The organism is Okeanomitos corallinicola TIOX110, assembly GCF_038050375.1.
Lineage (GTDB): Bacteria > Cyanobacteriota > Cyanobacteriia > Cyanobacteriales > Nostocaceae > Okeanomitos > Okeanomitos corallinicola.
In genome coordinates, this window is the sequence record NZ_CP150886.1 from 1,675,791 (window position 1) to 1,698,964 (window position 23,174).

Consider the following 23,174-nt stretch of genomic DNA (forward strand, 5'->3'; position numbering starts at 1 on the left):
TAAATGTTATCTGTAAATGCCATTTATGTAGCAGATTCGGGAGTAAAAACACATAGTTAAAATTGGCTAAGAATATTTAGTAAAACTAAGATTTTAAGAAGCTAAATTTTTATGAACAAAACTTTTTTCAACTTATTTAATAAACTAAAGGTTGAGTCGTCAAGGAAAATTTAGATGAATGACTTTCTATTCTTTACGAGTTTGTTTGTACCTTTTTACAGCTTACTAGGTGCGATTTTGACTTTGCCTTGGGGCATAGGATTGATTAAACGTACGGGACCGCGACCTGCTGCCTATTTTAACTTGTTGACAACTTTTTTAGGTTTTATTCACAGCCTATTTGTGTTTAAAGATATCTGGAATAGGGCGCAGGAAAACTTAGTAATTACTTGGTTTCAGGCGGCGGATTTTAAGTTAACCTTTGCTCTAGAACTATCACCAGTGAGTATTGGGGCTGTAGTTTTAATTACTGGTTTGAGTCTATTAGCCCAAATTTATGCTCTGGGTTATATGGAGAAAGACTGGTCATTAGCCAGGTTTTTTGGGTTACTGGGATTTTTTGAAGCTGCCTTGTGTGGGTTAGCAATTAGTGATTCTTTATTCCTCAGTTATGCTTTGTTGGAAGTTCTCACCCTTTCTACTTATTTGCTGGTGGGTTTTTGGTATGCTCAACCTTTGGTAGTAACGGCTGCCAGGGATGCGTTTCTGACTAAACGGGTGGGAGATTTGTTATTGCTAATGGGTGTTGTTACCCTTTCGACTTTATCTGGGAGTTTAAATTTTTCTGACTTGTATGAGTGGGCGCAAACTGCGGATTTAAGTCCTTTAACATCAACATTGCTGGGCATAGCTTTAATTGCTGGGCCTGCGGGTAAGTGCGCTCAATTTCCTCTGCATTTATGGTTGGATGAGGCGATGGAGGGACCAAACCCGGCTTCGGTGATGCGAAATTCTCTGGTAGTGGGTGGTGGGGCTTATGTTTTATACAAACTTGAACCAATATTGGCTTTATCCCCTGTGGCGCTGAATGTTTTGGTGTTCTTGGGGATAGTAACCGCTGTGGGGGCAACATTGGTATCAATTGCCCAAATTGATATCAAGCGTGCTTTATCTCATTCGACCAGTGCCTATATGGGACTGGTATTTTTGGCAGTGGGTTTAGAACAAGGTGGTGTGGCTTTGATGTTGCTGTTAACTCATGCGATCGCCAAAGCACTGTTATTTATGAGTTCTGGTTCTATCATATATACTACCCAAAGTCAAGACTTAACAGAAATGGGTGGTTTGTGGTCACGGATGCCAGCTACTACAACCGCCTTTGTAGTGGGTTCGGCCGGGATGGTGACATTATTGCCATTGGGTAGTTTTTGGGCAATGTTAGCTTGGGCTGATGGTTTAGTTAAGGTTAATCCTTGGGTGATTGCAGTTTTAGTCCTAGTTAATGGTTTAACAGCTTTGAATTTAACTAGAGTATTCCGCCTGATTTTTTGGGGAGAACCGCAGCAAAAAACACGCCGCGCTCCGGAAGTTGGTTGGACAATGGCTTTACCAATGGTAATTTTAACCGTAATTACCCTGATGTTACCTCTCATGCTTCAGCAATGGTACTTACTACCAGAATGGAAAAGTATAGATTGGTATGTATTATCTGCCTTGTTAACTTCCACTATTTTAGGTTTGACCATTGGCTCAACTATGTATCTACATAAAGGTTGGTCAAGATCCACAATTTTGGGTTGGAGATTTATCCAGGATTTACTAGGTTATGATTTTTACATTGACCGAGTTTATCGCCTCACCATTGTTAGTGCTGTAGCAATGTTATCGAAAATATCCGCTTGGAGCGATCGCTATTTGGTAGATGGTTTGGTAAACTTAGTCGGTTTCGCTACCATTTTTGGTGGACAAAGTTTAAAGTACAGTATTTCCGGTCAATCCCAAGCCTATATGTTAACCATCTTAGTCGTGATCAGTGTACTTGGTTTCTTCATTAGTTGGTCATTGGGTTTACTGGATAAATTACCTTTTTGAATAGGTGACTGGTGACTGGTGACTGGTGACTGGTGACTGGGTAATCAAGTTTTATTCTTGCCAATAATGAACAATGCCCAATAACGACTAATAATCACTGACAAGCTTATGATGTTGAGTATTTTAATTTTGCTACCATTAATTGGTGCAGCCTTAATTGGTTTCTATCCCACTACCATAAATGGGAAAATAGCCCGTGGTATGGCTTTAACCTGCGCGGTAATTATCTTTCTGTGGACAATTTTCCTGACAGTGAAATTTAATCCGGCAGAGGTAGGGATACAGTTTGCTGAGTCTTTACCTTGGATAGATGTTTTAGGCTTGAACTATAATCTAGGCATAGATGGTTTATCTCTGCCATTATTGCTGTTGAATGGACTTTTAACCTGTATTGCTGTTTATAGCAGTGATGAGACGATTCAACGGCCAAGATTTTACTATTCCTTGATTCTGCTCCTCTGTACAGGAGTGATAGGGGCATTTTTAGCACAGGATTTATTGTTATTCTTCCTGTTTTATGAATTGGAATTAATTCCCCTCTATCTCTTAATTGCTATTTGGGGTGGTGCAAAAAGGGGTTATGCTGCAACAAAGTTTTTGATTTACACCGCTTTTTCCGGGATTCTGATTTTAGCTAGTTTCTTGGGTATGGTGTGGTTGAGTAACTCTCCTACCTTTGGACTAGCGACTTTAAACGCTCATACTCTCCCACTAGGGACACAACTTTTACTATTAATCGGGATTTTGGTAGGGTTTGGGATTAAAATTCCCCTGATTCCTTTCCATACATGGTTACCAGATGCTCACGTGGAAGCTTCCACACCCATCTCTGTTTTATTAGCTGGGGTGTTGTTGAAATTGGGGACTTATGGTTTACTGCGGTTTGGGATGAACTTGTTACCAGCAGCTTGGGAATATGCTGCACCTTCCTTAGCAACATGGGCTGTAGTTAGTGTATTGTTTGGTGCATCCTGTGCGATCGCCCAAACTGATATGAAAAAAATGGTAGCCTATAGTTCTGTCGGTCACATGGGCTATATTTTACTAGCGGCGGCGGCCGCTACACCTGTTAGCATTTTAGGTGCTGTGATGCAAATGGTTAGTCACGGTTTAATTTCTGCACTGATGTTTTTATTGGTGGGAGTTATCTATAAAAAAGCTGGTAGCCGTGATTTAGATGTGATCAAAGGACTATTAAACCCAGAAAGAGGAATGCCAGTCATTGGTACATTGATGGTGTTAGGAGTCATGGCCAGCGCAGGGATACCGGGAATGGTGGGTTTCATTGCTGAATTCATTATTTTTCGGGGTAGTTTTGAGGCTTTCCCAGTACAAACTCTATTATCAATGTTAGGGACTGGTTTAACGGCGGTTTACTTCTTACTTCTGCTTAACCGTGCCTTTTTTGGGCGTTTATCTGCACCACTGATCAACTTACCTAGAGTTTATTGGAGCGATCGCATTCCTGCCTTTATCTTAGCTTTGTTAATTGTAGTTTTCGGGATTCAACCAGCTTGGTTAGTACATTGGACACAAGCCACAATTCAAGGAATGGTCAATACACAGAACCTAATAACTCAAATACTCTGATATCAGAGGAGAAAAGTAAAAGTTGAATAATGGATGCTAGAAATTGGGAAAATTTAGTTTGACATTCCCAATTCTAGCAACCAGTATTAATCAATAATTTAATGGTTAAAGTGTCTTTATTCATGTTATTTTTGATAAATAGATTCACAACAACCACAAAAAACAAAACAAAGGATTTTATAAATGAAATCAAAACATTTAGAAATATATGCAGATGGCGCGGGTATCATGGTTGGTTCAACCGTAAGTAAACTAAATTTTTACTCTGTTGTAGATATTTCAGAAGATAATGAAGAAAAACAAATAGAAGAATTGAAAGTACAGATAGCTATTCCTACAATCACTTTACTCAAAGTATGCGCTAGATTCTTAAAGCAAATTAAAACCGACGAGCAAGAGATTATTAGTGTCATAGACAGTCATAAAGAAGAAATCATAAAAACCTTGGCAAGTTTAGCATTACAAGAAAGTGATGGAGAATAAAAATGTTAAAAATAACTTCACAATTAGAAAAATCTCCCTTGTTAAAACATAATTACGAATTTCTGCGGAAAACCAAGATGATCACTTCTATTTCCGTGCAGATGCAGAAGGTACAGACAAACCAATACTATCATAAATTTGTCGCTTTTGAAGATGAAAAAATTAGACTTGATAAATTAAGAAAAAAGTCTAAACTAATTATTGAAATACGTAATTATTTGTCTTTAAATGAAGATTGGGACGGATATCAAGGAGTTGCGCCTCAATCAAAAACAATTGAAGAAACTATTTATTTTGTAAAAAATATACCTGATTTTATATCATTACCTAAACCAATGGTAAGTGGTACAGGAATAGTTGGCTTGTTTTGGGAAAATGATAATGTTTATGCTGAAGTATGTTTTGAAGGTGATGGAACATTTTGGTATTACGGAACAGATAGTGATTTGGAAATAGGAGAAGAATCTGTATCTATTCAAGATACACATGAATTACCAAAAAAATTAATTAATTTAATTAAGAAAATTTAATTTTCTATGAACTGTTCAGAAATTTACAATGTAACATCTAATAGATGTAAGTTTGTACAAAAAAATGATTCTCAATGTAATTGTGAAAAAGTTTCAGTTAGTCAATATTCTCCAGGGAGAATAGAAGATGATGAAATACTAATCAGACAAATTTATTCACCTATTCATATAGATCAAGAAACCGGGAAAGTTAATTCCCTTGCTTTTGATGATGCTAAAGATAAAGGTATGTCAGTAAATAGAAAAACATATAAGTAGGTAAACAAAAAAAATTAAAGGTGTGTAAAGATAAGTAAATACGGAAAAACATATATTAGGGTGATGTAAATATGGGGTCAAGGTTAAGGATATTCCTGACAAAAAAACAAGATAGAGAGTTGTTTGACCTGAGAACAGCGAAAGTACCGCAGAAAGTAAAAGATAGAGCTGAAGTAATCAGATTAAATGCAGATGGTTGGTATGTGGAAAAAATAGCGGCTCACTTTGATTGGGGAGAGCAAACAGTAAGAGTCGTGTTGAATAAGTGGGAAAAAGAAGGAATAGAAGGACTCCATGAGTTACCAGGTCGAGGGAGAAAGCCAAAATTGGTGGAAGCTGACATTGAATATTTAGAAAAATGCTTGAAAGAAGAAGCACAAACTTATAACAGTAAGCAATTAGCAGAAAAACTGGATAAAGAGCGTGGGATAAAAGTAAGTACCAACACAATCAGACGGGGACTAAAAAAAAAGGGGTGATTTGGAAGCGGATAAGAATAAGTCATCAAGCAAAACAAGATCCAGTGACTCGTGCAAATAAACAAGCAGATATGGATATGTTAGAACTGGCTGCGGCTAGTGGAGAAATAGACCTAAAATATTTGGATGAATCAGGATTTTCAGCTTGGAGTGATTCAGGTTATACATACTATCAAAAAGGAGAACAAAAAAAGCTCGAACAAACAAAAAGACGTGGACGCAGAATCAGTATTATTGGGCTATTTCAGCCATTAATTAGCTTTATTTATGGTCTAGTAATTGGAGGAGTTAAGCGCAGTTCTTACATCAAAATGATGGAACAAGAGGCGCAAGAAGCATCTGAAAGTAAACGAATGAGAGTCATAGTTCAAGATAATGGACGAATACATTGTTGTAAAGAAGTTCAGGCATTATGGACAAAGTGGGAACAAATGGGTTTATATATGTTTTTCCTTCCTAAATATTGCTCGGAAATGAATCCAATTGAATTAGAATGGCAACATCTTAAACGAGATGAAATTGCTGGAAAAATGTTTGAGGATGAATTAGAACTAGCGTATGCAGTTATGGATGGTGTTGAAACCAGAGGTAAAAAAGGAAAACACCGGACAGAACGTACTAAATTTAACAAAGCCAATTAGGTTAACTTTTCTTTACATACCTTTAAATTTTTCTGTTAACCTACTTACATCACTCGAAGAATTAAATAAAAAAGTTGAATATAAACTCAAGCTAGATCAGGAGAGAGGTAAAGATAGAGATTTTCTAGGTGTTGTTTATACAACTTGTGAAAATGTCCGATCAATAAAAACTAATGATAACATCAAGGCTTTTTGTGTGTATGATACAGGTAATAAACATGATATTTCCCATGCAGATATTTGCCAAACTATATCTAGTCGTGTGGAAGGAAGTAGAATGCGTTTTAAATTAAGAAAAGCTTTTTCCGAGAAACCAGTAACACTAGATGTTGTGTTTACAACTGCTAATAACCGAGAATAATTGATATTCCTGCTGAGTTGAAAAAATAAACAATATTAAGAATTACTATTATAGTCTTTTTATACCAAAAATAGCTTAATTTTTGTTAAAATCTATAAGTACCGATATCTATTAATTGTAGAAAATATTAGGAGCTAAAACCAATGGTAAATACTAAAAACAAACCCGTTGAGCATCAATTATCTGAATATATAAATCGCTTACAAAACGGGCAAACATTGCTTAAAGATACTCCAGAAAACGTAATTGAAGTTGTTGGCATTCTCAAAAGCTATGGTGTGGTTTTAGATGCCTATTCTAAAAATCTTATTTACATTGCAGAAAATCAATTTTTAGTATTTTTCCCATTCTTTAAATATTTTAACGGCGAAGTTTCTATTAATACATTATTCCGTCATTGGTGGCATGATAGGATTAATTTTGAATATGCAGAATACTGTATGAAAACCATGATGTGGCATGGTGGTGGTGGTTTAGATAGTTATTTAGATACTCCAGAATTTGCAGACAGCGCAAAAATAGTTATTGCTGCTAAATTTAAAATTAATCCTTTTGTTTTAGGACTGGATAAACTGTTTCCCGATTTTCTCATAGAACAGTTGAGAGTATCTGCTTATTACAGTGGTTTAGGTCAATTTTGGCGAGTGATGGCTGATATCTTTCTGAGTTTATCAGACCTGTATGACCAAGGTAAAATTAAATCAATTCCTGATGTCGTCAATCATATTAAAGCTGGGTTAGTCCAAGATGCTTTAAAACCCATTACTTACGATGTCAAAATTAATGGCAAAGTTTATGATCTGATTCCTAAATCTGTAGGATTAACATTTTTAGCAGATACAGCAATTCCCTATGTAGAAGCGATATTTTTCCGAGGAACACCATTTTTGGGTACGGTTTCTTTAAATGCCCAAGCATATCAAATTCCCCCAGATCAGGCAAGATTTCAATATGGTGCATTGTACGCAGATCCTTTACCTATCGGTGGTGCGGGTATTCCTCCCACATTATTAATGCAAGATATGCGCCATTATTTACCAGAATATTTACATGAGGTTTACCGTCGTAGTCTGCGAGGTGAAGATGACTTACGGGTACAAATTTGTATGAGTTTCCAAAAGTCAATGTTTTGCGTGACTTCAGCTGCTATTTTAGGACTAATGCCTTATCCTGTGCATACGGAAGATCAATCTGAGAAAACGGCTAATCTTGTTTATTTAGAAAAATGGATGGAAAGATTCCAAACTTCCCGTTTATTAGAGGTAAATAAATAGGAGGTTGATAGAGTAAAGTATTTTTTCCCAGTCACGAAACTAGGAAAAATTCATAAACATGATATAAAAATCTTCTATGACAATTAACAAACGCCAAATCCCGATTTTTTTCAACTTTGCTAAATCTAACCTATCTCATAAATTTATGTTGATAGGTTTAGCTATGACTATTTCGTTTATCTTTCTGGCTTTTTTCGCGCCGGTTTTTCAAAGTTGGGGATGGTTACAAAACCCTAAAGAATTTTTAAGTAACCCTATTCATGATTTACCTTCCGCTAAACATTGGTTTGGTACAAGTCGCTTAGGTTATGATGTGTTTTCGAGAACTATTTTTGGCGCACAAGCGGCTTTACAGGTAGTTTTTTTAGCTACTGCATTAAGTATGGTTGTGGGTGTACCTTTAGGGATGGTAAGCGGTTATTTGGGGGGAAAACTAGATAAAGCTTTGCTATTTCTCATGGATAGTATTTATACTCTACCGGGTTTATTACTATCTGTGACTTTAGCTTTTGTGGTCGGAAGAGGAATTTTTAATGCGGCGATCGCTATCAGTATAGCCTATATTCCCCAATATTATCGCGTAGTTCGTAACCACACTGTCAGCGTGAAAACTGAAGTCTATATCGAAGCAGCGCAAGCGATGGGTGCTTCTACCTGGGTTGTACTGTCAAGATATTTATTTTTCAACGTTATTCAAAGTGTTCCCGTCCTCTTTACACTCAATGCCGCAGATGCAATATTAGTTTTAGGTGGTTTAGGTTTTTTGGGTTTAGGATTACCGGAAGATGTCCCAGAGTGGGGTTATGATTTAAAACAAGCTTTGGAAGCTTTACCCACAGGTATTTGGTGGACTACCCTGTTTCCCGGTTTAGCAATGACAACTATGGTAGTAGGGTTATCACTACTTGGTGAAGGGTTAAATGAGTTTGTCAATCCTCGTCTGAGAAGAGAAAATAGATAGTTGGTGATTGGTGACTGGGTACAATTAACTAAGATTAATAAATGTCAGGGTTTAGCAGTGCTAAATCCCTACAAATTACAACTGATATTTGACAAATTGAGAGACTATTGTGAACGATAAATTTACTTTAATTGCAGCTGCTACTGGTGGTTTAATGCTTTCTGTTGCTTTATCTGGAATTCTCAGAGGTGAACCAGTGACAGGTTTACAAAATCACAGTCTGAGTGCAAATCAAATTACTCATGTGCAAATGGTTGGTAAGAAAAACCATAATCACAGAAATCAAGGTTAGTTATTGCTGAAGATTTATGTCTTTGGATATTTTTTATTAAACGCAGATGAACACAGATAAACGCGGATAATAGATCATTTTTATTTCCGCTTGCTTATCTATTTTAGATTGACGTTTGCGACTTGGAGAATTTTATCAATGTCCTCAATTTTAATAAAAATATCTTCAGCAAATTCTTGAGGATAGATAAAATGATGTAAATACCAACCAGGTAAACTTTCCCCAATGAGATAATAATAATCCAAACTAACTAAATTACTAATCCACCAATAACAATGATATACATAATTTGGTGAAAATAACTCAATTACTTTAGTACCCGGTTGACAAAATACTAAGTTCGTTAAACCGCTACCATGAGGAGAAATAATAATCTCTGCTTGGGAAAATAATAAAGCTTGTTCTGCAACTGTCATTGATTCTAAGGTTACTGTTTCAAAACCATAGGATTTTAGTAGGTTTAAAATTTCATCTTCATTGATAATTCTGCGACTTTTCGCTAATTTACGAGTAATATAAATGCGTTTTTGATTATTACTAGAAATATGACCAGAAATTGTTTTTAAAAACTTGGCTTGTAAAAAATCACAAGTCCATTTTGGCATCCATGCAACACAACCAGGAAAAGATGGTACAATTAATTCTCTAGCTTGTAAATGTTGAACTTCTCGAATATTGATTTGTTTATTTTCCGGTATTTGTAATTTATTTAAAGTCTCTTGTTGAAAGGGTAATCTATTCTCTACTACAAAATAATCTATATCTGCAAAATCATAATTACTAATTCTTAATAACTCCCATCTTGGTAAAACATCCAACATCCAATGAAAATAAACATGATTTGTTAATCCTGCTAAAACAGCAACTTTACCATCAATAAAATGAATAGGAGGTAATTTTTGTGTTGCTAAAATAGGATGTTGACTAGGATGTTGATCAGGATGGTTAGGACTTAATATAGGGAAATGGGGAGAAATATCACCTAAAAAATGTGATTCATCTACAATAATAGCAGACTCGGTTTGATCTGAACTCAACCAAAATCTACCTTGGGGAATTTTAACTACGTACGACGATGGGATTTTAACTGAGTTACCAAATCTAAAACTATAATGTATTTGATTATTAATAGATTTGGGATAGGTTAATTTTACATCTATTTCTGGATAAATATTAATATAATTTTCTCTGTTAAATAAATTGTTGTTATCTAACCATTCTTCTGTGGATTTATAAAAACTGCTGGGACTATTAACCAGAGGATTTTCTGTAATGTCAAATTTTCCAACCTCAGATAAGTTAGTTATAAGTTCATCTACGAGAGGTGTAATAGATGAATTACTTTTTATAGCTTGCTGAAAATAAAACTCTGCTTCTTCAGCTTGATTATTGTTACCCAAAATAAAGCCTAAATAAGCTAAAGTTAAGGAAGAATTTGGTTCTAGGTTAAGTTGCTGTTGTAATACATTAATTGCTTGTAAAAAATCACCATTTTTAAATAAGGCAATTCCCAAAAAATGGTATGCTTCTGTTAAATTAGAATTGATTTCTATGGCTGTTTCTAAATTAATGATTGCTTTTTGATAATCTTCTAATTTTAACCAGCACTTACCCAAAATAAAATAAATTTCTTCCTGTTCATATACATCAGCCAAATTTTCTAAAATTGTAATTGCTTTTATAGGTTGATTTTGATTTAACAATAAATTACTGATTTCTAAGCAAGTTGATAAATTGCTAGGTTCATTCTCTAAGATATTTTGCAGTAGCTGTAAGGAAATTTCTGGATAAATATTTACAATAAGTTTATGTATTAACAAATATAATTCTCTAATTTCAGGATGGGAATTATGCAAGGATTTAATCAGTTGCATACCATCAATAATAGTCTGTTTTGAATTGATAATAGTGTTCTCAGGGATTTGGGTTAATGCTTGACAGAAATCTGGTTGTAATTTGATAGCTTGTTGTAGATAATTAACTGCTGCTTGGAAATCACCTTGATGTAAGGATACTAAACCTAAATCGCTGAAAGCAGGTGCATAATCATTTTGGATTTTAATAACATTCAAAAAACAATCTTTGGCTAATTCCCATGCTTGAATATGACAATAGCATAATCCTAATTGATAATAATGAAAATAATCTGAATTTAAAGAAATTGCATTTTGATAGTTTTCAATAGCATGATTAAATTCTCCTAATTTCTGCCAGATATAAGCTTGCTGAATATATGCTTCTAAATAATCTGGTTGAAGTTGAATTACATTTTGCCAACAGGAAATAGCGGTTTCTAAATCACCTTGATTTGCTATTATATGACCTAATTTATAATATACTTCGGCTTGATTATCATCCCATTCTAGAATAGCTGTGTAAATTTTTTGGGAGATTTCAAATTTCTGAATCTCAAAATATCTTTGAGCTTGATTTTCAAGGAAATCAATAAATTCTATTAATTGAAAATCTTCACTTTCCAAATCTATATTTGCAAAACTTGATAACCATGTCATCTGACATTGTTCTTCATCTCCTTGTAACAACCAAGATAAACCTAAATACCAATATAAATAAATTTCATTGGGTGCTAACTCCAGACATTGTTCATAAAGATTGATAGCAATGGTAAAATCTTCTTGTTGTAAATAAATGTCTGCTTGTTTTTGTAGTTGTTGAATATCCATAAAATTTCATGTTAAATATTTTATCGTTTTAACTTTATTGTTTTCATCATCTCTAACTATTAAGTATAAAATATAAAGTTGATTAAAATTTAGGAAAGCACCTGTGCAGCAAGTTATCGGTATTGATTTAGGGGGAACAGCGATTAAGTTAGGACTGTTTACAGCAAATGGTAGTTGTTTGAAATCCATCACTGTAGATACTCCCCAACCTGCAACACCAGCAGCGGTATTATCTCAAATGATAGATGCGATCGCACAAATTGATCCAGATAATCACAGTATAGCGATAGGTGTGGGAACTCCTGGGCCTGCTGATGCTGGAGGAAGGGTTGCCAAAGTGGCGATTAATCTGGCAGGATGGCATGATGTACCTTTAGCAGATTGGTTAGAAGCGAAAACAGGTAAACCTACTATCCTCGCTAATGATGCTAACTGTGCAGGTTTGGGAGAAGCTTGGTTAGGTGCAGGCCGTAATTTCGATAATTTGATTTTACTAACTTTAGGGACTGGGGTTGGTGGTGCAATTATTCTTGATGGTAAACTATTTGTTGGTCATCAAGGTGCAGCAGCAGAATTAGGTTTAATTAGTTTAAATCCTGACGGTCCAATGTGTAATAGTGGAAATCAAGGTTCTCTAGAACAGTATGCTTGTATATCTGCTATTCGTCGTCGGACTGGAAAAGAACCCGCAGAATTAGGTAAACTTGCCCAAAATGGTGATCTGGAAGCATTGACATTTTGGCAAGAGTATGGTAAGGATTTGGGAATCGGTTTAACAAGTTTAATATATGTACTCACACCCCAAGCGGTAATTATTGGTGGTGGTGTCAGTGCTAGTTTTGAATATTTTTTACCATCTATGCAAGCAGAAATAGAAAAGCGGGTTTTACCCACATCCCGTTTAGGTTTGCAAATTTTACCAGCAGAATTGGGTAATTCAGCGGGAATGGTAGGTGCGGCTAAGTTAGCATGGGGAATAGGTGACAGGTGACAGGTGACAGGTGACAGGTGACAGGTAAGAGAAAGAAGAATTGAAGAATAAAGAACTAATTTTTCTCCCCCTCTCCCTATCTCCCTATCTCCCCATCTCCAATACCAAAATAATTAAGAAACCTGTACTGGCTTAGGTGCAGTGGGAGTATGATGAGTACGGGAAATAGCAGCTTGCATAAATCCTTTAAATAATGGATGGGGGGTGCTAGGACGAGATTGGAATTCTGGGTGAAATTGACAAGCAATAAAAAATGGATGGTTGGAATATTCGACAATTTCCACTAAGCGTCCATCGGGGGAAGTTCCACTGACAACATAACCAGAGTCTAATAAGGCTTGACGGTAGACGTTGTTAAATTCGTAGCGGTGACGATGACGTTCATAAATGATGTCTTCTTGATAGAGACTATGTGCCAGTGTACCTGGTTGAATGCTACAAGGATATAACCCTAATCGCATAGTTCCACCTAAGTCAACTACATCTTGTTGTTCGGGTAAGAGGTTGATAACAGGATGGTTAGTGTAGGGATCAACTTCGGCACTGTTAGCATGATCTAAACCTTTGACGTTTCTGGCCCATTCAATCACGGAACATTGCATTCCTAAGCATAAACCTAAAAAGGGAATTTGGCGATCGCGTGCGTATTTAATGGCGGCAATTTTCCCATCTATACCCCGACTACCAAAACCACCGGGAACGAGAATACCATCAACGCCAGCAAGATAGTTTTCTGCTGGTTCGGTTTCCAGAACTTCTGAGTTTACCCAGCGTAACCGTAAGTCACCATAGGTAGAAATAGCCGCATGACGTAAGGACTCAACTACAGATAGATAGGCATCACTTAAACGGACATACTTACCAACAATAGCAATTTCCACGCTATATTTAGGGCTATACATCCGTTCTACCATATTTGCCCACTGGGTCAAATTAGGTTGACGTTGTTCCATTTGTAGTAAATCGAGGGTTTGCTCTGCTAGTCCTTCCCGTTCTAAAATGATGGGGACTTCATAGATACTATTAGCATCTTGACAGGTGATCACAGATTCTACGGGAACATCACAAAATTCCGATAATTTCTGTTTTAAGCCGACAGGGATAGTGCGATCGCAGCGACAGACTAAAATATCTGGTTGAATACCAATGGATCTGAGTTCTTTAACAGAGTGCTGTGTGGGTTTGGTTTTCATTTCCCCAGCGGAAGCAATCCAAGGCAAAAGAGTGACGTGCATATACAGGACATTTTGCCTACCCACCTCTTTCCGTAACTGACGGATAGCTTCCAAAAAAGGTAGTGATTCAATATCACCAACAGTTCCACCAATTTCCGTAATTACTGCTGCGGGATTAGATTCTTTAGCTACTCGCAGAATCCGATCTTTAATTTCATTGGTAATATGGGGAATTACCTGGACAGTTCCCCCATTATAGTCTCCCCGACGTTCTTTATTAATTACAGACTGATAAATCAAGCCAGTGGTAACACTGTTTAACCTGGACATAGAAGTATCAGTAAACCGTTCATAATGTCCCAAATCCAAATCTGTTTCTGCACCATCTTGGGTAACAAAAACTTCTCCATGTTGAAAGGGACTCATCGTACCTGGATCAACATTAATATAAGGATCAAGTTTGAGAATTGATACAGAATAATCCCGCGATTTTAGCAACCTTCCCAGACTGGCTGCTACAATGCCCTTACCAATACTGGAAACAACGCCTCCAGTTACAAAGATAAACTTAGTCATAGTATTTTCAATTTCTAGCAACTTCTAAAAATACATCCCATCTGATGAAGGAGAATTTGTACACCTAAAGGTTAAAAATGAAGAATGATGCTTACTTTTCAAAGCAATCGGCATATTTTTTACCGATGTATTATCCTCTTTTCTGTGTAAGAATTCAGAATTCACAATCTACAATTTGGAATCAAAAATCATTGCTGGTATTGTGTTGATAATTTGTACAAAATCTTGATGATGGACAATTTTGATATCCCCAGGATTACTATTGTAGAGCAAAATGGTTTCAGCTATAAAGCTAGACTCTACTGACAGAAACTCCATCCAGCTTGTGTTTTCTGATTAAGCTTGAGTTGTGAATTTTTACTTTTACTTTTCATGCTTCATTCTTGATCCTGATATTGCTTATTGTCTCACAGTCACTATCCTGAAATCTTCTGTGTTTTGCCGTGAAAAAACTCGTTAGCTTAGTATTATTTAATTGTCTGTTTACCTCCTCTGTTGCTTTAGCTCAAACACCACTCCTAGTAGTTTTTCCCCCAAGCAACTACCAAACCAGTACAGAAAAAATATTTTTTATCGGTACAGCACCCCCTGATGGAGAGGTGTTGATCAATGGTCAGTCTGTTAAGCGTAGTCAAGCCGGTCATTTTTCTCCTAGCCTACCATTACAGTTAGGGGAGAATGTGTTTAGGGTACGTTACCAAGATCAGGAACAGGAGATTAAGGTAACAAGAATTTCTACTCAACCAGAATTGCCCACAAGGTTAGGATTTGTTAAGGATTCTTTGACTCCTACTGCTGATGTTGCTAGATTACCGGGAGAATTGATTTGCTTTAGTGCAATAGCACCTCCCAGAGCTATTGTCTCTGTTAAGTTGGCTAATCAAACTATTCCCTTGTCATTACAACCTTCACAGGCAAAGTTACCTGCTAATTCAGGTGTACTAACGGGACTGAATCAACCTACTGCTTCTAGTCCTAACAAATATCAAGGGTGTACAACAGTGGCCAATGCTGCTAATTTGGGACAACCTCAATATAGTTTGACATTAAAGGGTCAAACGATCACCGAATCTAGCCAGGGTAAGGTGACAATTCTTTCACCTGCACAGTTAGCAGTAGCTGAGGTTACAGCAACTTCAGGGGTAGCTCGCACGGGTTCTAGCACTGACTATTCTCGACTCACACCGCTACCACAAGGAACTAGGTCCAATGTGACTGGTAGGGATGGCGATTGGTTACGTTTAGATTATGGGGGTTGGATTAATAGCAAGGAGACTAAAATTATACCAGGTGCTATACCACCAAAAACGATAATTCGTAGTGTTGGATATCGTCGCTTGGCCCGTGAGACAGAAATACGTTTTCCTTTACAAACTGCTGTACCTGTAAGTGTGGAACAGGGCGATCGCACCTTTAGCCTAACTCTTCACAATACCACTGCTCAAACAGATACAATTCGTTTAGATGATGATCCTATTATTTCTCGCTTGGACTGGCAACAGGTGAACCAGGAACAGGTGAAATATACTTTTAACCTCAAAAATCTCCAACAATGGGGATATAAGCTGAAATACGATAATACGACACTGGTTTTGACTTTGCGTCATGCCCCTAATATTCTCAACAGAAAACATCTGCCTTTATCTGGTATCAAAATTTTACTTGATCCTGGTCACGGTGGTAAGGAATCTGGTGCAATTGGACCTACAGGACTACCAGAAAAAGATGTCAATTTGATAGTTTCTAAGTTGATGCGGGATGAGTTGGTCAGGAAAGGTGCAATAGTAGTAATGACTAGGGAAGATGATCGGGATGTGTCTTTGGTAGAACGTCAGCAGATGATTGAAAAAGAAGAACCAGCAATCGCACTTTCTATCCATTACAATGCTTTACCCGCTGATGGTGATGCAGAAAATACCAAAGGTTTTGGGAGTTTTTGGTATCATCCCCAAGCCCATAGTTTAGCTATATTTTTACAAAATTATGTGGTTAATAAACTTGGTAAGCCTTATTATGGTGTGTTTTGGAATAATTTAGCTTTGACTCGTCCTGCTGCTGCTCCTTCTGTATTATTAGAGTTGGGTTTTATGATTAACCCACAGGAGTTTGAGGAGATAATCAATCCGCAAGAACAGAAGAAGATGGCTAAGACTTTAGCGGATGGGGTGACTGAGTGGTTTAGAAATGCTCAGTAAGGAAGAGTTTCGCGCAAAGGTGCTAAGGAGCAAAGACGCGAAGGAAGAGGAGACTAATTATTTTTAATGTTGGGTTTTGATAACCCAACCTACTTAATTATCTACGCAAATGTAAAATCGGCATTGCAAATAAACCCCAAGCTAAACCAGTTATTAAACCAAAGGGGGTGACAATATAATTATTAAAATCCCACAAATCGAAAATTTGGGCTGCGAGTTCTAAGGGATAAGCCATCATGAATACAGTAGCAAATGCTGCACCTATTAAACCATATTTATTTAACCAAAAAGTGCCTTTTCCGTTAGTTACAGCATACAAAATTCGGGTTATTAATAATCCTGTAACTGTGCCATAACAACGCATACACACTGCCATAAGGTGAGGTGTTGCTAACTCTAATCCCATTGTTGGTTGGGGACAAACATGATTGCCCATAAAGTAAATTATATCCGCAATACCTGGAAGTACAAACACACCAGACGCAGCAAGAAAAGGTGCAATAGGTGGTCCAAATACCATTCCTACTAATAGGAAATCAGCGACAAAACTTACATAGCTGACTTGTGATTTGATTCTAAAAGCTTCTACCCGCATTAGACCTTCTTTTTTGGTTACATCATAGATATGGATATTTAATATTTACTTATTGTGTTACCTATGTTACTCTAGTTTCCGATTAATTAATGATCTTTAATTTTTAGCTCGATGGTATCTTGAGGTAACTTTATGAGTGTTAATTATACTAAATGGAGCTTTATTTTAGGAACTGGAATTGCTATGGCTACACTCGTATCTACTATTACAATTCCAGAATTTAGGTGTTTTCTAGGGTTACAATCAGAACTATGTCCCGCAAAAGATAAATTAGTTAATATTAAATTAATAATAGAAACAGAACAATCTCAACCCCTAGAAGGTGTAAAAGTATATTTTATCAATAACAATGGCGCTCCTGAAATTAAGAATACTAATAGTGATGGTTATGTTGATATTAGAATTCCCAGCACAGAAGCTATTAATATCAAGTTAAGTAAACCAGGTTTTGAGACTTTAAATCGCACAATAAATTTAGGAATTGAACCAGAAACAACTAAACAATATAAACTCAAACAAACAATTAATTTACCTACTGAACCTACAGATAACCAGACACCTGATAAACCTGATACTCCTCCTAAACCTAAACCTGATACTCCTGCTAAACAAAGTGCAAGCACTTGTACAAAGGTTAGCGGGAGGACGGATACAGAAGATTATTCTGAAGACATATCAGTAGGACGAAAGCCTTTAAAGCCTCGTAGACGTGTACGGTTGTATAAAGATGATATTCGTTCATTAACCTGTAGAATAACGCAAAATGCAGGTATTATAACCTTCATTTATGCAATTCCTGATAATTCCACTTTAGAACAAGTAAATATTTCATTTTATTTAGATGGAAACCCAGCGGAATCCGTCAATATCAATCGAGGTAGTTCAGTATCTGTGACTTTGGACACTAAAAGCAAAAGTAGCTATGCCATTGATTACAAAGTTGTTCTTAGCAACTATTACAGAGATTACCTTTATTTTATTTCCACATCTGGAAATTAGGGTTAATAAAATATTAGAGATTCTCATGTGGATTTATACTATACACATTTCTCGTAACCGCGCTACTAATTTTGCGGCTGTTCATTCTGCTTGTTCTGCTCTTAATCTTTCTAATTAGGCTTTCTTCTTTACCCACTAATAATAAACTAATACTTTGTTGAAATTGCCCATATTATAACTCTCTGCGTTCTCTGCGCCTCTGCGTGAAAAAAACAAAGACACAAAAACGCCCAGAAAAACCGTTTGCGTCTTTGCGCCTTTGCGTGAGATACTTATTAACCTACATTAGCCACATAAGGACTTGTCAATTTATCCAACTGCTGAATTAGCAAACTTAGGAATAAACCCACATCTGTCACTACACCTACAGATTCTATTGAACCGCGATCGCTCAATTTCGTCACTACCGCTGGGTTAATATCCATATATTACCTGAAAAATATTAAAATTTACCAAATAACTGAATCATAAAATCCCATGATTATTTTATCTGCTGTAATTAAATTAGCCTGATATTTTTTAGCTAAAGCAACAATAACCCTGTCTGCGGGGTCTTTATGACTCCATTCTAAAGCAACACTTTCTAACCATAAATTTTCATCAATGGGAATTATTGTAATCACATCAGATTTTTGTAAAGTCTCCAGATAAGTTGTTAAAGAAATTCCTAAATCTAACTTTTGATTTTTAACTTTAATGGCGATTTCCCAAAGCGAAATAGAAGCAACCAAACCATTTTTCTCAACTTCCATCTTTTCACAAGCTGATTTTGCTAGAAGAGAAAGTTTATCTGGATCAAGACTCTACCAAATTAAGGCACAAGTATCTAAAACAACAGTCATATATCTCCCCATTCTTCAGTTGTGGGTGTGGTGATATCTTCAAAATATTGAACTTTACCGCGAAGGGGACTAAATAATTCTGCTGTTGAACTTTTTACACCAATATTTTCCGGTGTTGTAGTTTCTATAAAAGTGATTAAAACTTGGCTTTCTAAGATATTGGGTGGAATTTCAGCTAACTCAATTGTTCCATTTTTGTAAATTCCTTTAACAGTTTGTAGCATAGTGAATTATCTCCTGTGTTGGTGATACTCATATTATATCTCTCTGCGTTCTCTGCGCCTCTGCGTGAAACAAAGACACAAAAACGCCCAGAAAAACCCTTTGCGTCTTTGCGCCTTTGCGTGAGATACTTATTAACCTACATTAGCCACATAAGGACTTGTCAATTTATCCAACTGCTGAATTAGCAAACTTAGGAATAAACCCACATCTGTCACTACACCTACAGACTCGACAGAACCGCGATCGCTTAATTTTGTCACTACCGCTGGGTTAATATCCACACATACCATCTTCACCCCTGCTGGTGTCATATTTCCCACCCCAATAGAATGCAGCATGGAAGATAGCATCAAAATCATATCTGCACCTTGAACAATTTTAGCGTATTCCTGTTGTGCTAATATCAGGTTCATTTGCGTATCTGGTAAAGGGCCATCATCCCGAATTGAACCAGCTAGGGAAAAGGGAATGTTATTTTTCACACATTCATACATGACCCCACTTTTCACTACTCCCGCTTCTACAGCGTTAGCTATGCTACCAAAACGGCGAATGATATTAATGACTTTGAGGTGATGTCGGTGGCCACCGCGCACAGCTACACCGCGTTTCATATCTACACCGAGAGATGTTCCCAGTAGATTTTGTTCCATGTCATGAACTGCAATCGCATTTCCCCCTAAAAGTCCCTGTACGTATCCTTCACGAACTAATCTGGATAAATGCTCACCACCACCGGTGTGAATTACCACTGGGCCAGCAGTGACCACTACTTTACCACCACTATCCTTGATTTTACGTAATTCCCAGGCTACTTGTTCTACAACTAATTCCACCCGTCTTTCACTGGAAACACCGGAAGACATGAAGGTAAATTCTTGGGAGTTGCGTTGTTCGCGGGATTCGGTTTTGCGGATAGTACGGATACCTAAAACATCCACTACTACCTGTTCACCAATTTCTAAATCCCGTAATAGTTTACACCGAGCTATTTTACCATTAGCAGTTTGAGAAATGGCGATCGCTCCATCCATGCGTTGATTTTGCACTTTGAGCCATTCCCCATTTACCCGGATTTCAGTGGGATAAATTGTACTAACATAGAAATCATCAGGAGCTACACCCGCTTGTAACACAGGTTCTAACTTAGCATCTCGTTCATCCTGGGGTAAATCAACCGCACCTAAATCAATCAATTGAGAAATGATTTCTTCCATCACTTCGTGGGATGGTGCTGTTACTCTCACCTCAGCAGCGGATGTACTTTGACGTTGTTCTCCTAAATTGAATTTAAGAACTTGGAAACTACCCCCCATTTCCACAATTAAATCTAAAGCCCGGTTAATCAAACCTGCATCTAATAAATGTCCTTCCAAGCGAATTACACGACTTTCTACTTGAGTGATAGCGTGTATTTCTTCTCTGACAGGTTCAGTCACCCGTAGAGTTAAGCATTTAGCTGCACCACCAGCTTTCAGGAATTCGGTTAAAGGTGTTTCAATAACTTGAAAACCAACTTCTGCTAACCGTGATTTTAAACTATCACTGGCTTTGTTCATAATCACGATGCTTTCTACATTCACCGCATTACAAGCAAAGTTAACCGCATCAGTTTCTGCAATAGCAATCCGCTTTTCTGGAGCAACGCGCATTTCAATCACCCGGTTAGAATAGGAATCAAACGCACCGGGATAATATAGCAAATAACCATTAGCTAGGGGACAAAAGCAAGTATCAAGGTGATAAAAACGTTCATCCATTAAGCGCAGAGAAATCACCTCAATGTCCAACCATTTAGCTAGGTAGGGGTGAGAATCTAATTCTGACCGAAAACCATATCCAGCCCATAACCAACGCCCTTCTCGGTCTAATAGCGCGTCACCTGCACCTTCAAAGGGTAAGTCTTTGGGAAGAGTGTAAACATGATAACCATTATTTTCAAACCACTGTTGAAAATACGGTTCTTCCCCTTGACGTTCTTTATGTAAAAAGCGGCTGAGAACGACATTTTGACCAAGTACCAAACCTGCATTGGCACTGAATACCATATCAGGCCAGCCTTTTTCTGGGGCGACTAAATCAACAATGGCATGATCTTTGATAACATTGTATAATTTATTCCATTGCTCCACCGCGCGATCGCGTGATGACTTGTGAATATTTCCCTCCATCCAAGGATTAATCACATAATCTACATCGTAATGATCGGGAGCGCACATTAAAAACCGAATTTGGGAAACCATAAAAAATTTTACTTCGTTTTTGAGTATTCTTTCTTGGATACAGAGTTTTGGTGTGACAAGTCTGTCAAATCTGCTACTTAACCTCTACCTTTTGTTCTTGGTAGGCTTTACAAGGATATCGTTATTATTCTATTACTGCTATGGGGAAATGGAGAGGGTACAAAGAAAAAATATGTTTTGTTAAGATGTGATGCTATTTTTAACTCTTATGTATTTAAATATACATTTAAAGTAAGTATTTATGAATAACAAGAAAAAAAGGATTGAAAGAAGCTTTTAGTGATATAAGAGGGCTAGTAACTGAATCAAAATATATATCTAAATCTACTCATATCTACTTAATAAGTATGCTATACTTCAGATATGAGTAAACTAACTATATCAGAGGCAGCAAAATTAAAAGGTGTAAGTGTTTATACTCTCAGAAGATGGGAATTAGAGGGTAAAATAATACCAAAAAGAACCCCCAATGGACATAGACGTTATGATTTGGCTCAATTGTTAGGATTCAAATCAGAATTGTCTTATACTATTGGTTACTGTAGAGTCTCTAGCTATGAGCAAAAAGATGATTTAGAACGTCAAAAACAAGTAGTGGAATTATATTGCGCTCAACATGGTTGGCAGTTTGAAATTATTGAGGAGTTAAAAGATATTGCTACTAGGCTTTAAAACTGAGTTAAAGTTACACCACATTCAACGAATAAACATAGTCAAACACTGTGGAGTAGCCCGTCATGCTTGGAACTGGGCATTATCTCTAACTAAACAAATATTAGACCATAACCAAAATAATCCGGATCATAAAATCAAATTTCCCACAGCAATTGATTTACATAAATGGTTAGTAGCTTTAGTAAAACCTGAACATCAATGGTATTATGAATGTTCTAAATCAGCCCCACAGGAATCACTCAGAAATTTAAGAAAATCCTGGGATAGATGTTTTCAAAAAAAATCAGGAGTCCCCAGATTTAAAAAGAAAGGTAAACATGATAGTTTTACTCTGGAAGGAACTGTCAAAATCTTAGGTAATAACAAAATTCAAGTTCCAAAAATAGGGATATTAAGGACTTATGAAAGATTGCCTCAAACTCAACCCAAATCTGTCACCATCAGTCGCCAAGCCGATAGATGGTTTATTAGTTTCAAAATAGAAGTAGAATCAAAAATATTAAGTTCAGATAGTATTGTCGGTGTAGATTTAGGAGTGAAAAACCTAGCAACATTATCTACAGGTGAAGTCATACCTGGAGCTAAATCTTATCAAAAATATCAATCAAAATTAAGGAGACTACAATGGTTAAATAGACATAAAATCATTGGCTCAAGCAATTGGAAAAAGGCTCAAATCAAAATAGCTAGGTTACATCAAAAGATAGTAAATATCAGAAAAGATACATTACATAAATTAACTACATTATTAGCCAAAAACCACGGTGTGATAGTGATAGAAGATTTGAATGTATCAGGGATGTTAGCTAATCATAAACTAGCAAAGGCAATTTCTGATATGGGCTTTTATGAATTGAGGAGACAATTAGAGTACAAATGTCAACTGTACGGTTCAAAATTAATGATAGTTGATAGGTGGTTTCCTAGTTCTAAAACCTGCTCTCACTGTGGAGTAAAAAAGGAAACACTCTTATTGAGTGAAAGAGTGTTTCAGTGTGATAGCTGTGGGTTTGAATGTGACAGAGATTTAAACGCGGCTATGAATCTCGCTCAAGCTGTCAGTTAGACAGTGTT

Annotated in this window: 22 protein-coding genes; 15 read left to right on the forward strand and 7 right to left on the reverse strand. The window is 36.7% G+C overall.

From position 1 onward, the window contains the following. Positions 1–174: 174 nt before the first annotated feature. From WJM97_RS07290 to WJM97_RS07335, 10 genes are all read left to right on the forward strand, one after another. Positions 175–2,031 carry an NAD(P)H-quinone oxidoreductase subunit F gene (locus WJM97_RS07290; RefSeq protein WP_353932374.1) on the forward strand — a complete coding sequence of 619 codons (1,857 nt, stop codon included), beginning with the start codon at positions 175–177 and terminating at the stop codon, positions 2,029–2,031. A gap of 111 nt (positions 2,032–2,142) precedes the next feature. Beyond that, positions 2,143–3,621 (forward strand): NADH-quinone oxidoreductase subunit M, encoded by a 1,479-nt coding sequence (locus WJM97_RS07295; RefSeq protein WP_353933127.1) that lies wholly within the window; start codon positions 2,143–2,145, stop codon positions 3,619–3,621. Positions 3,622–3,804: 183 nt separating this feature from the next. Continuing rightward, entirely contained in the window at positions 3,805–4,104 is a 300-nt protein-coding gene (locus tag WJM97_RS07300; RefSeq protein WP_353932375.1) for a hypothetical protein, read from the forward strand. Between the two features lie 2 nt (positions 4,105–4,106). Then, entirely contained in the window at positions 4,107–4,634 is a 528-nt protein-coding gene (locus tag WJM97_RS07305) for a hypothetical protein (protein WP_353932376.1), read from the forward strand. A gap of 6 nt (positions 4,635–4,640) precedes the next feature. Continuing rightward, positions 4,641–4,892: a hypothetical protein gene (locus tag WJM97_RS07310; RefSeq protein ID WP_353932377.1), complete on the forward strand. Its 252-nt coding sequence runs from the start codon at positions 4,641–4,643 to the stop codon at positions 4,890–4,892. A gap of 71 nt (positions 4,893–4,963) precedes the next feature. Further along, positions 4,964–6,012 (forward strand): IS630 family transposase gene (locus tag WJM97_RS07315; RefSeq protein WP_353930221.1). Its coding sequence is split into 2 segments (ribosomal slippage): positions 4,964–5,356 and positions 5,359–6,012, totalling 1,047 coding nucleotides; the frame shifts between segments, so codons are not numbered across the junction. Next, positions 5,942–6,373, forward strand: coding sequence for a hypothetical protein (locus tag WJM97_RS07320; RefSeq protein ID WP_353932378.1), 432 nt, complete (start codon positions 5,942–5,944; stop codon positions 6,371–6,373). Before WJM97_RS07315 ends, WJM97_RS07320 begins: the two co-directional genes overlap by 71 nt. A 143-nt stretch (positions 6,374–6,516) precedes the next feature. Further along, positions 6,517–7,647, forward strand: a complete 1,131-nt coding sequence (locus WJM97_RS07325; protein ID WP_353932379.1) for a CO2 hydration protein — start codon at positions 6,517–6,519, stop codon at positions 7,645–7,647. Between the two features lie 76 nt (positions 7,648–7,723). Continuing rightward, positions 7,724–8,608, forward strand: a complete 885-nt coding sequence (locus tag WJM97_RS07330; protein ID WP_353932380.1) for an ABC transporter permease — start codon at positions 7,724–7,726, stop codon at positions 8,606–8,608. Between the two features lie 109 nt (positions 8,609–8,717). Next, complete coding sequence (locus WJM97_RS07335; RefSeq protein WP_353932381.1) at positions 8,718–8,900, forward strand: hypothetical protein; 183 nt, start codon at positions 8,718–8,720, stop codon at positions 8,898–8,900. A gap of 98 nt (positions 8,901–8,998) precedes the next feature. Here WJM97_RS07335 and WJM97_RS07340 read toward each other — a convergent pair whose 3' ends face one another. Further along, positions 8,999–11,584, reverse strand: a complete 2,586-nt coding sequence (locus WJM97_RS07340; protein WP_353932382.1) for a tetratricopeptide repeat protein — start codon at positions 11,582–11,584, stop codon at positions 8,999–9,001. Between the two features lie 103 nt (positions 11,585–11,687). Between WJM97_RS07340 and WJM97_RS07345 the strand changes: the two genes are divergently transcribed. Beyond that, positions 11,688–12,575: an ROK family protein gene (locus WJM97_RS07345; protein ID WP_353932383.1), complete on the forward strand. Its 888-nt coding sequence runs from the start codon at positions 11,688–11,690 to the stop codon at positions 12,573–12,575. A 113-nt stretch (positions 12,576–12,688) separates the two neighbouring features. Here WJM97_RS07345 and WJM97_RS07350 read toward each other — a convergent pair whose 3' ends face one another. Beyond that, positions 12,689–14,326, reverse strand: a complete 1,638-nt coding sequence (locus WJM97_RS07350; protein ID WP_353932384.1) for a CTP synthase — start codon at positions 14,324–14,326, stop codon at positions 12,689–12,691. Positions 14,327–14,769: 443 nt separating this feature from the next. Here WJM97_RS07350 and WJM97_RS07355 point away from each other — a divergent pair, with 443 nt between their 5' ends. Next, the gene (locus WJM97_RS07355) at positions 14,770–16,521 is read left to right on the forward strand and encodes an N-acetylmuramoyl-L-alanine amidase (RefSeq protein WP_353932385.1); all 1,752 of its coding nucleotides are present in this window, start codon (positions 14,770–14,772) and stop codon (positions 16,519–16,521) included. 97 nt (positions 16,522–16,618) lie between these two features. On the opposite strand, the gene WJM97_RS07360 is transcribed toward WJM97_RS07355, so the two are convergent. Next, on the reverse strand, positions 16,619–17,116 hold the full coding sequence (locus tag WJM97_RS07360; protein ID WP_353932386.1) for a DUF2085 domain-containing protein: 498 nt from the start codon (positions 17,114–17,116) through the stop codon (positions 16,619–16,621). A gap of 132 nt (positions 17,117–17,248) precedes the next feature. Between WJM97_RS07360 and WJM97_RS07365 the strand changes: the two genes are divergently transcribed. After that, the gene (locus tag WJM97_RS07365) at positions 17,249–18,115 is read left to right on the forward strand and encodes a hypothetical protein (protein ID WP_353932387.1); all 867 of its coding nucleotides are present in this window, start codon (positions 17,249–17,251) and stop codon (positions 18,113–18,115) included. A 275-nt stretch (positions 18,116–18,390) separates the two neighbouring features. Here the strand turns inward: WJM97_RS07365 and WJM97_RS07370 are convergent, their stop codons facing one another. The 4 genes from WJM97_RS07370 to WJM97_RS07385 all read right to left on the reverse strand — a co-directional run bounded on the left by WJM97_RS07370 (position 18,391) and on the right by WJM97_RS07385 (position 21,425). Next, positions 18,391–18,540, reverse strand: a complete 150-nt coding sequence (locus WJM97_RS07370) for a hypothetical protein (RefSeq protein ID WP_353932388.1) — start codon at positions 18,538–18,540, stop codon at positions 18,391–18,393. Between the two features lie 24 nt (positions 18,541–18,564). Beyond that, the gene (locus WJM97_RS07375; protein ID WP_353932389.1) at positions 18,565–18,867 is read right to left on the reverse strand and encodes a type II toxin-antitoxin system VapC family toxin; all 303 of its coding nucleotides are present in this window, start codon (positions 18,865–18,867) and stop codon (positions 18,565–18,567) included. 86 nt (positions 18,868–18,953) lie between these two features. Then, a complete protein-coding gene (locus tag WJM97_RS07380) occupies positions 18,954–19,181 on the reverse strand; it encodes a hypothetical protein (protein ID WP_353932390.1) in 228 nt (75 codons plus the stop codon). 132 nt (positions 19,182–19,313) lie between these two features. Then, on the reverse strand, positions 19,314–21,425 hold the full coding sequence (locus WJM97_RS07385) for a TIGR00300 family protein (protein WP_353932391.1): 2,112 nt from the start codon (positions 21,423–21,425) through the stop codon (positions 19,314–19,316). Between the two features lie 363 nt (positions 21,426–21,788). Here WJM97_RS07385 and WJM97_RS07390 point away from each other — a divergent pair, with 363 nt between their 5' ends. Beyond that, positions 21,789–22,097, forward strand: a complete 309-nt coding sequence (locus WJM97_RS07390; RefSeq protein WP_353932392.1) for a MerR family DNA-binding transcriptional regulator — start codon at positions 21,789–21,791, stop codon at positions 22,095–22,097. Next, positions 22,081–23,166 (forward strand): RNA-guided endonuclease TnpB family protein, encoded by a 1,086-nt coding sequence (locus WJM97_RS07395; protein WP_353932393.1) that lies wholly within the window; start codon positions 22,081–22,083, stop codon positions 23,164–23,166. The genes WJM97_RS07390 and WJM97_RS07395 overlap by 17 nt, the downstream gene beginning before the upstream one ends. Positions 23,167–23,174 lie beyond the last annotated feature (8 nt).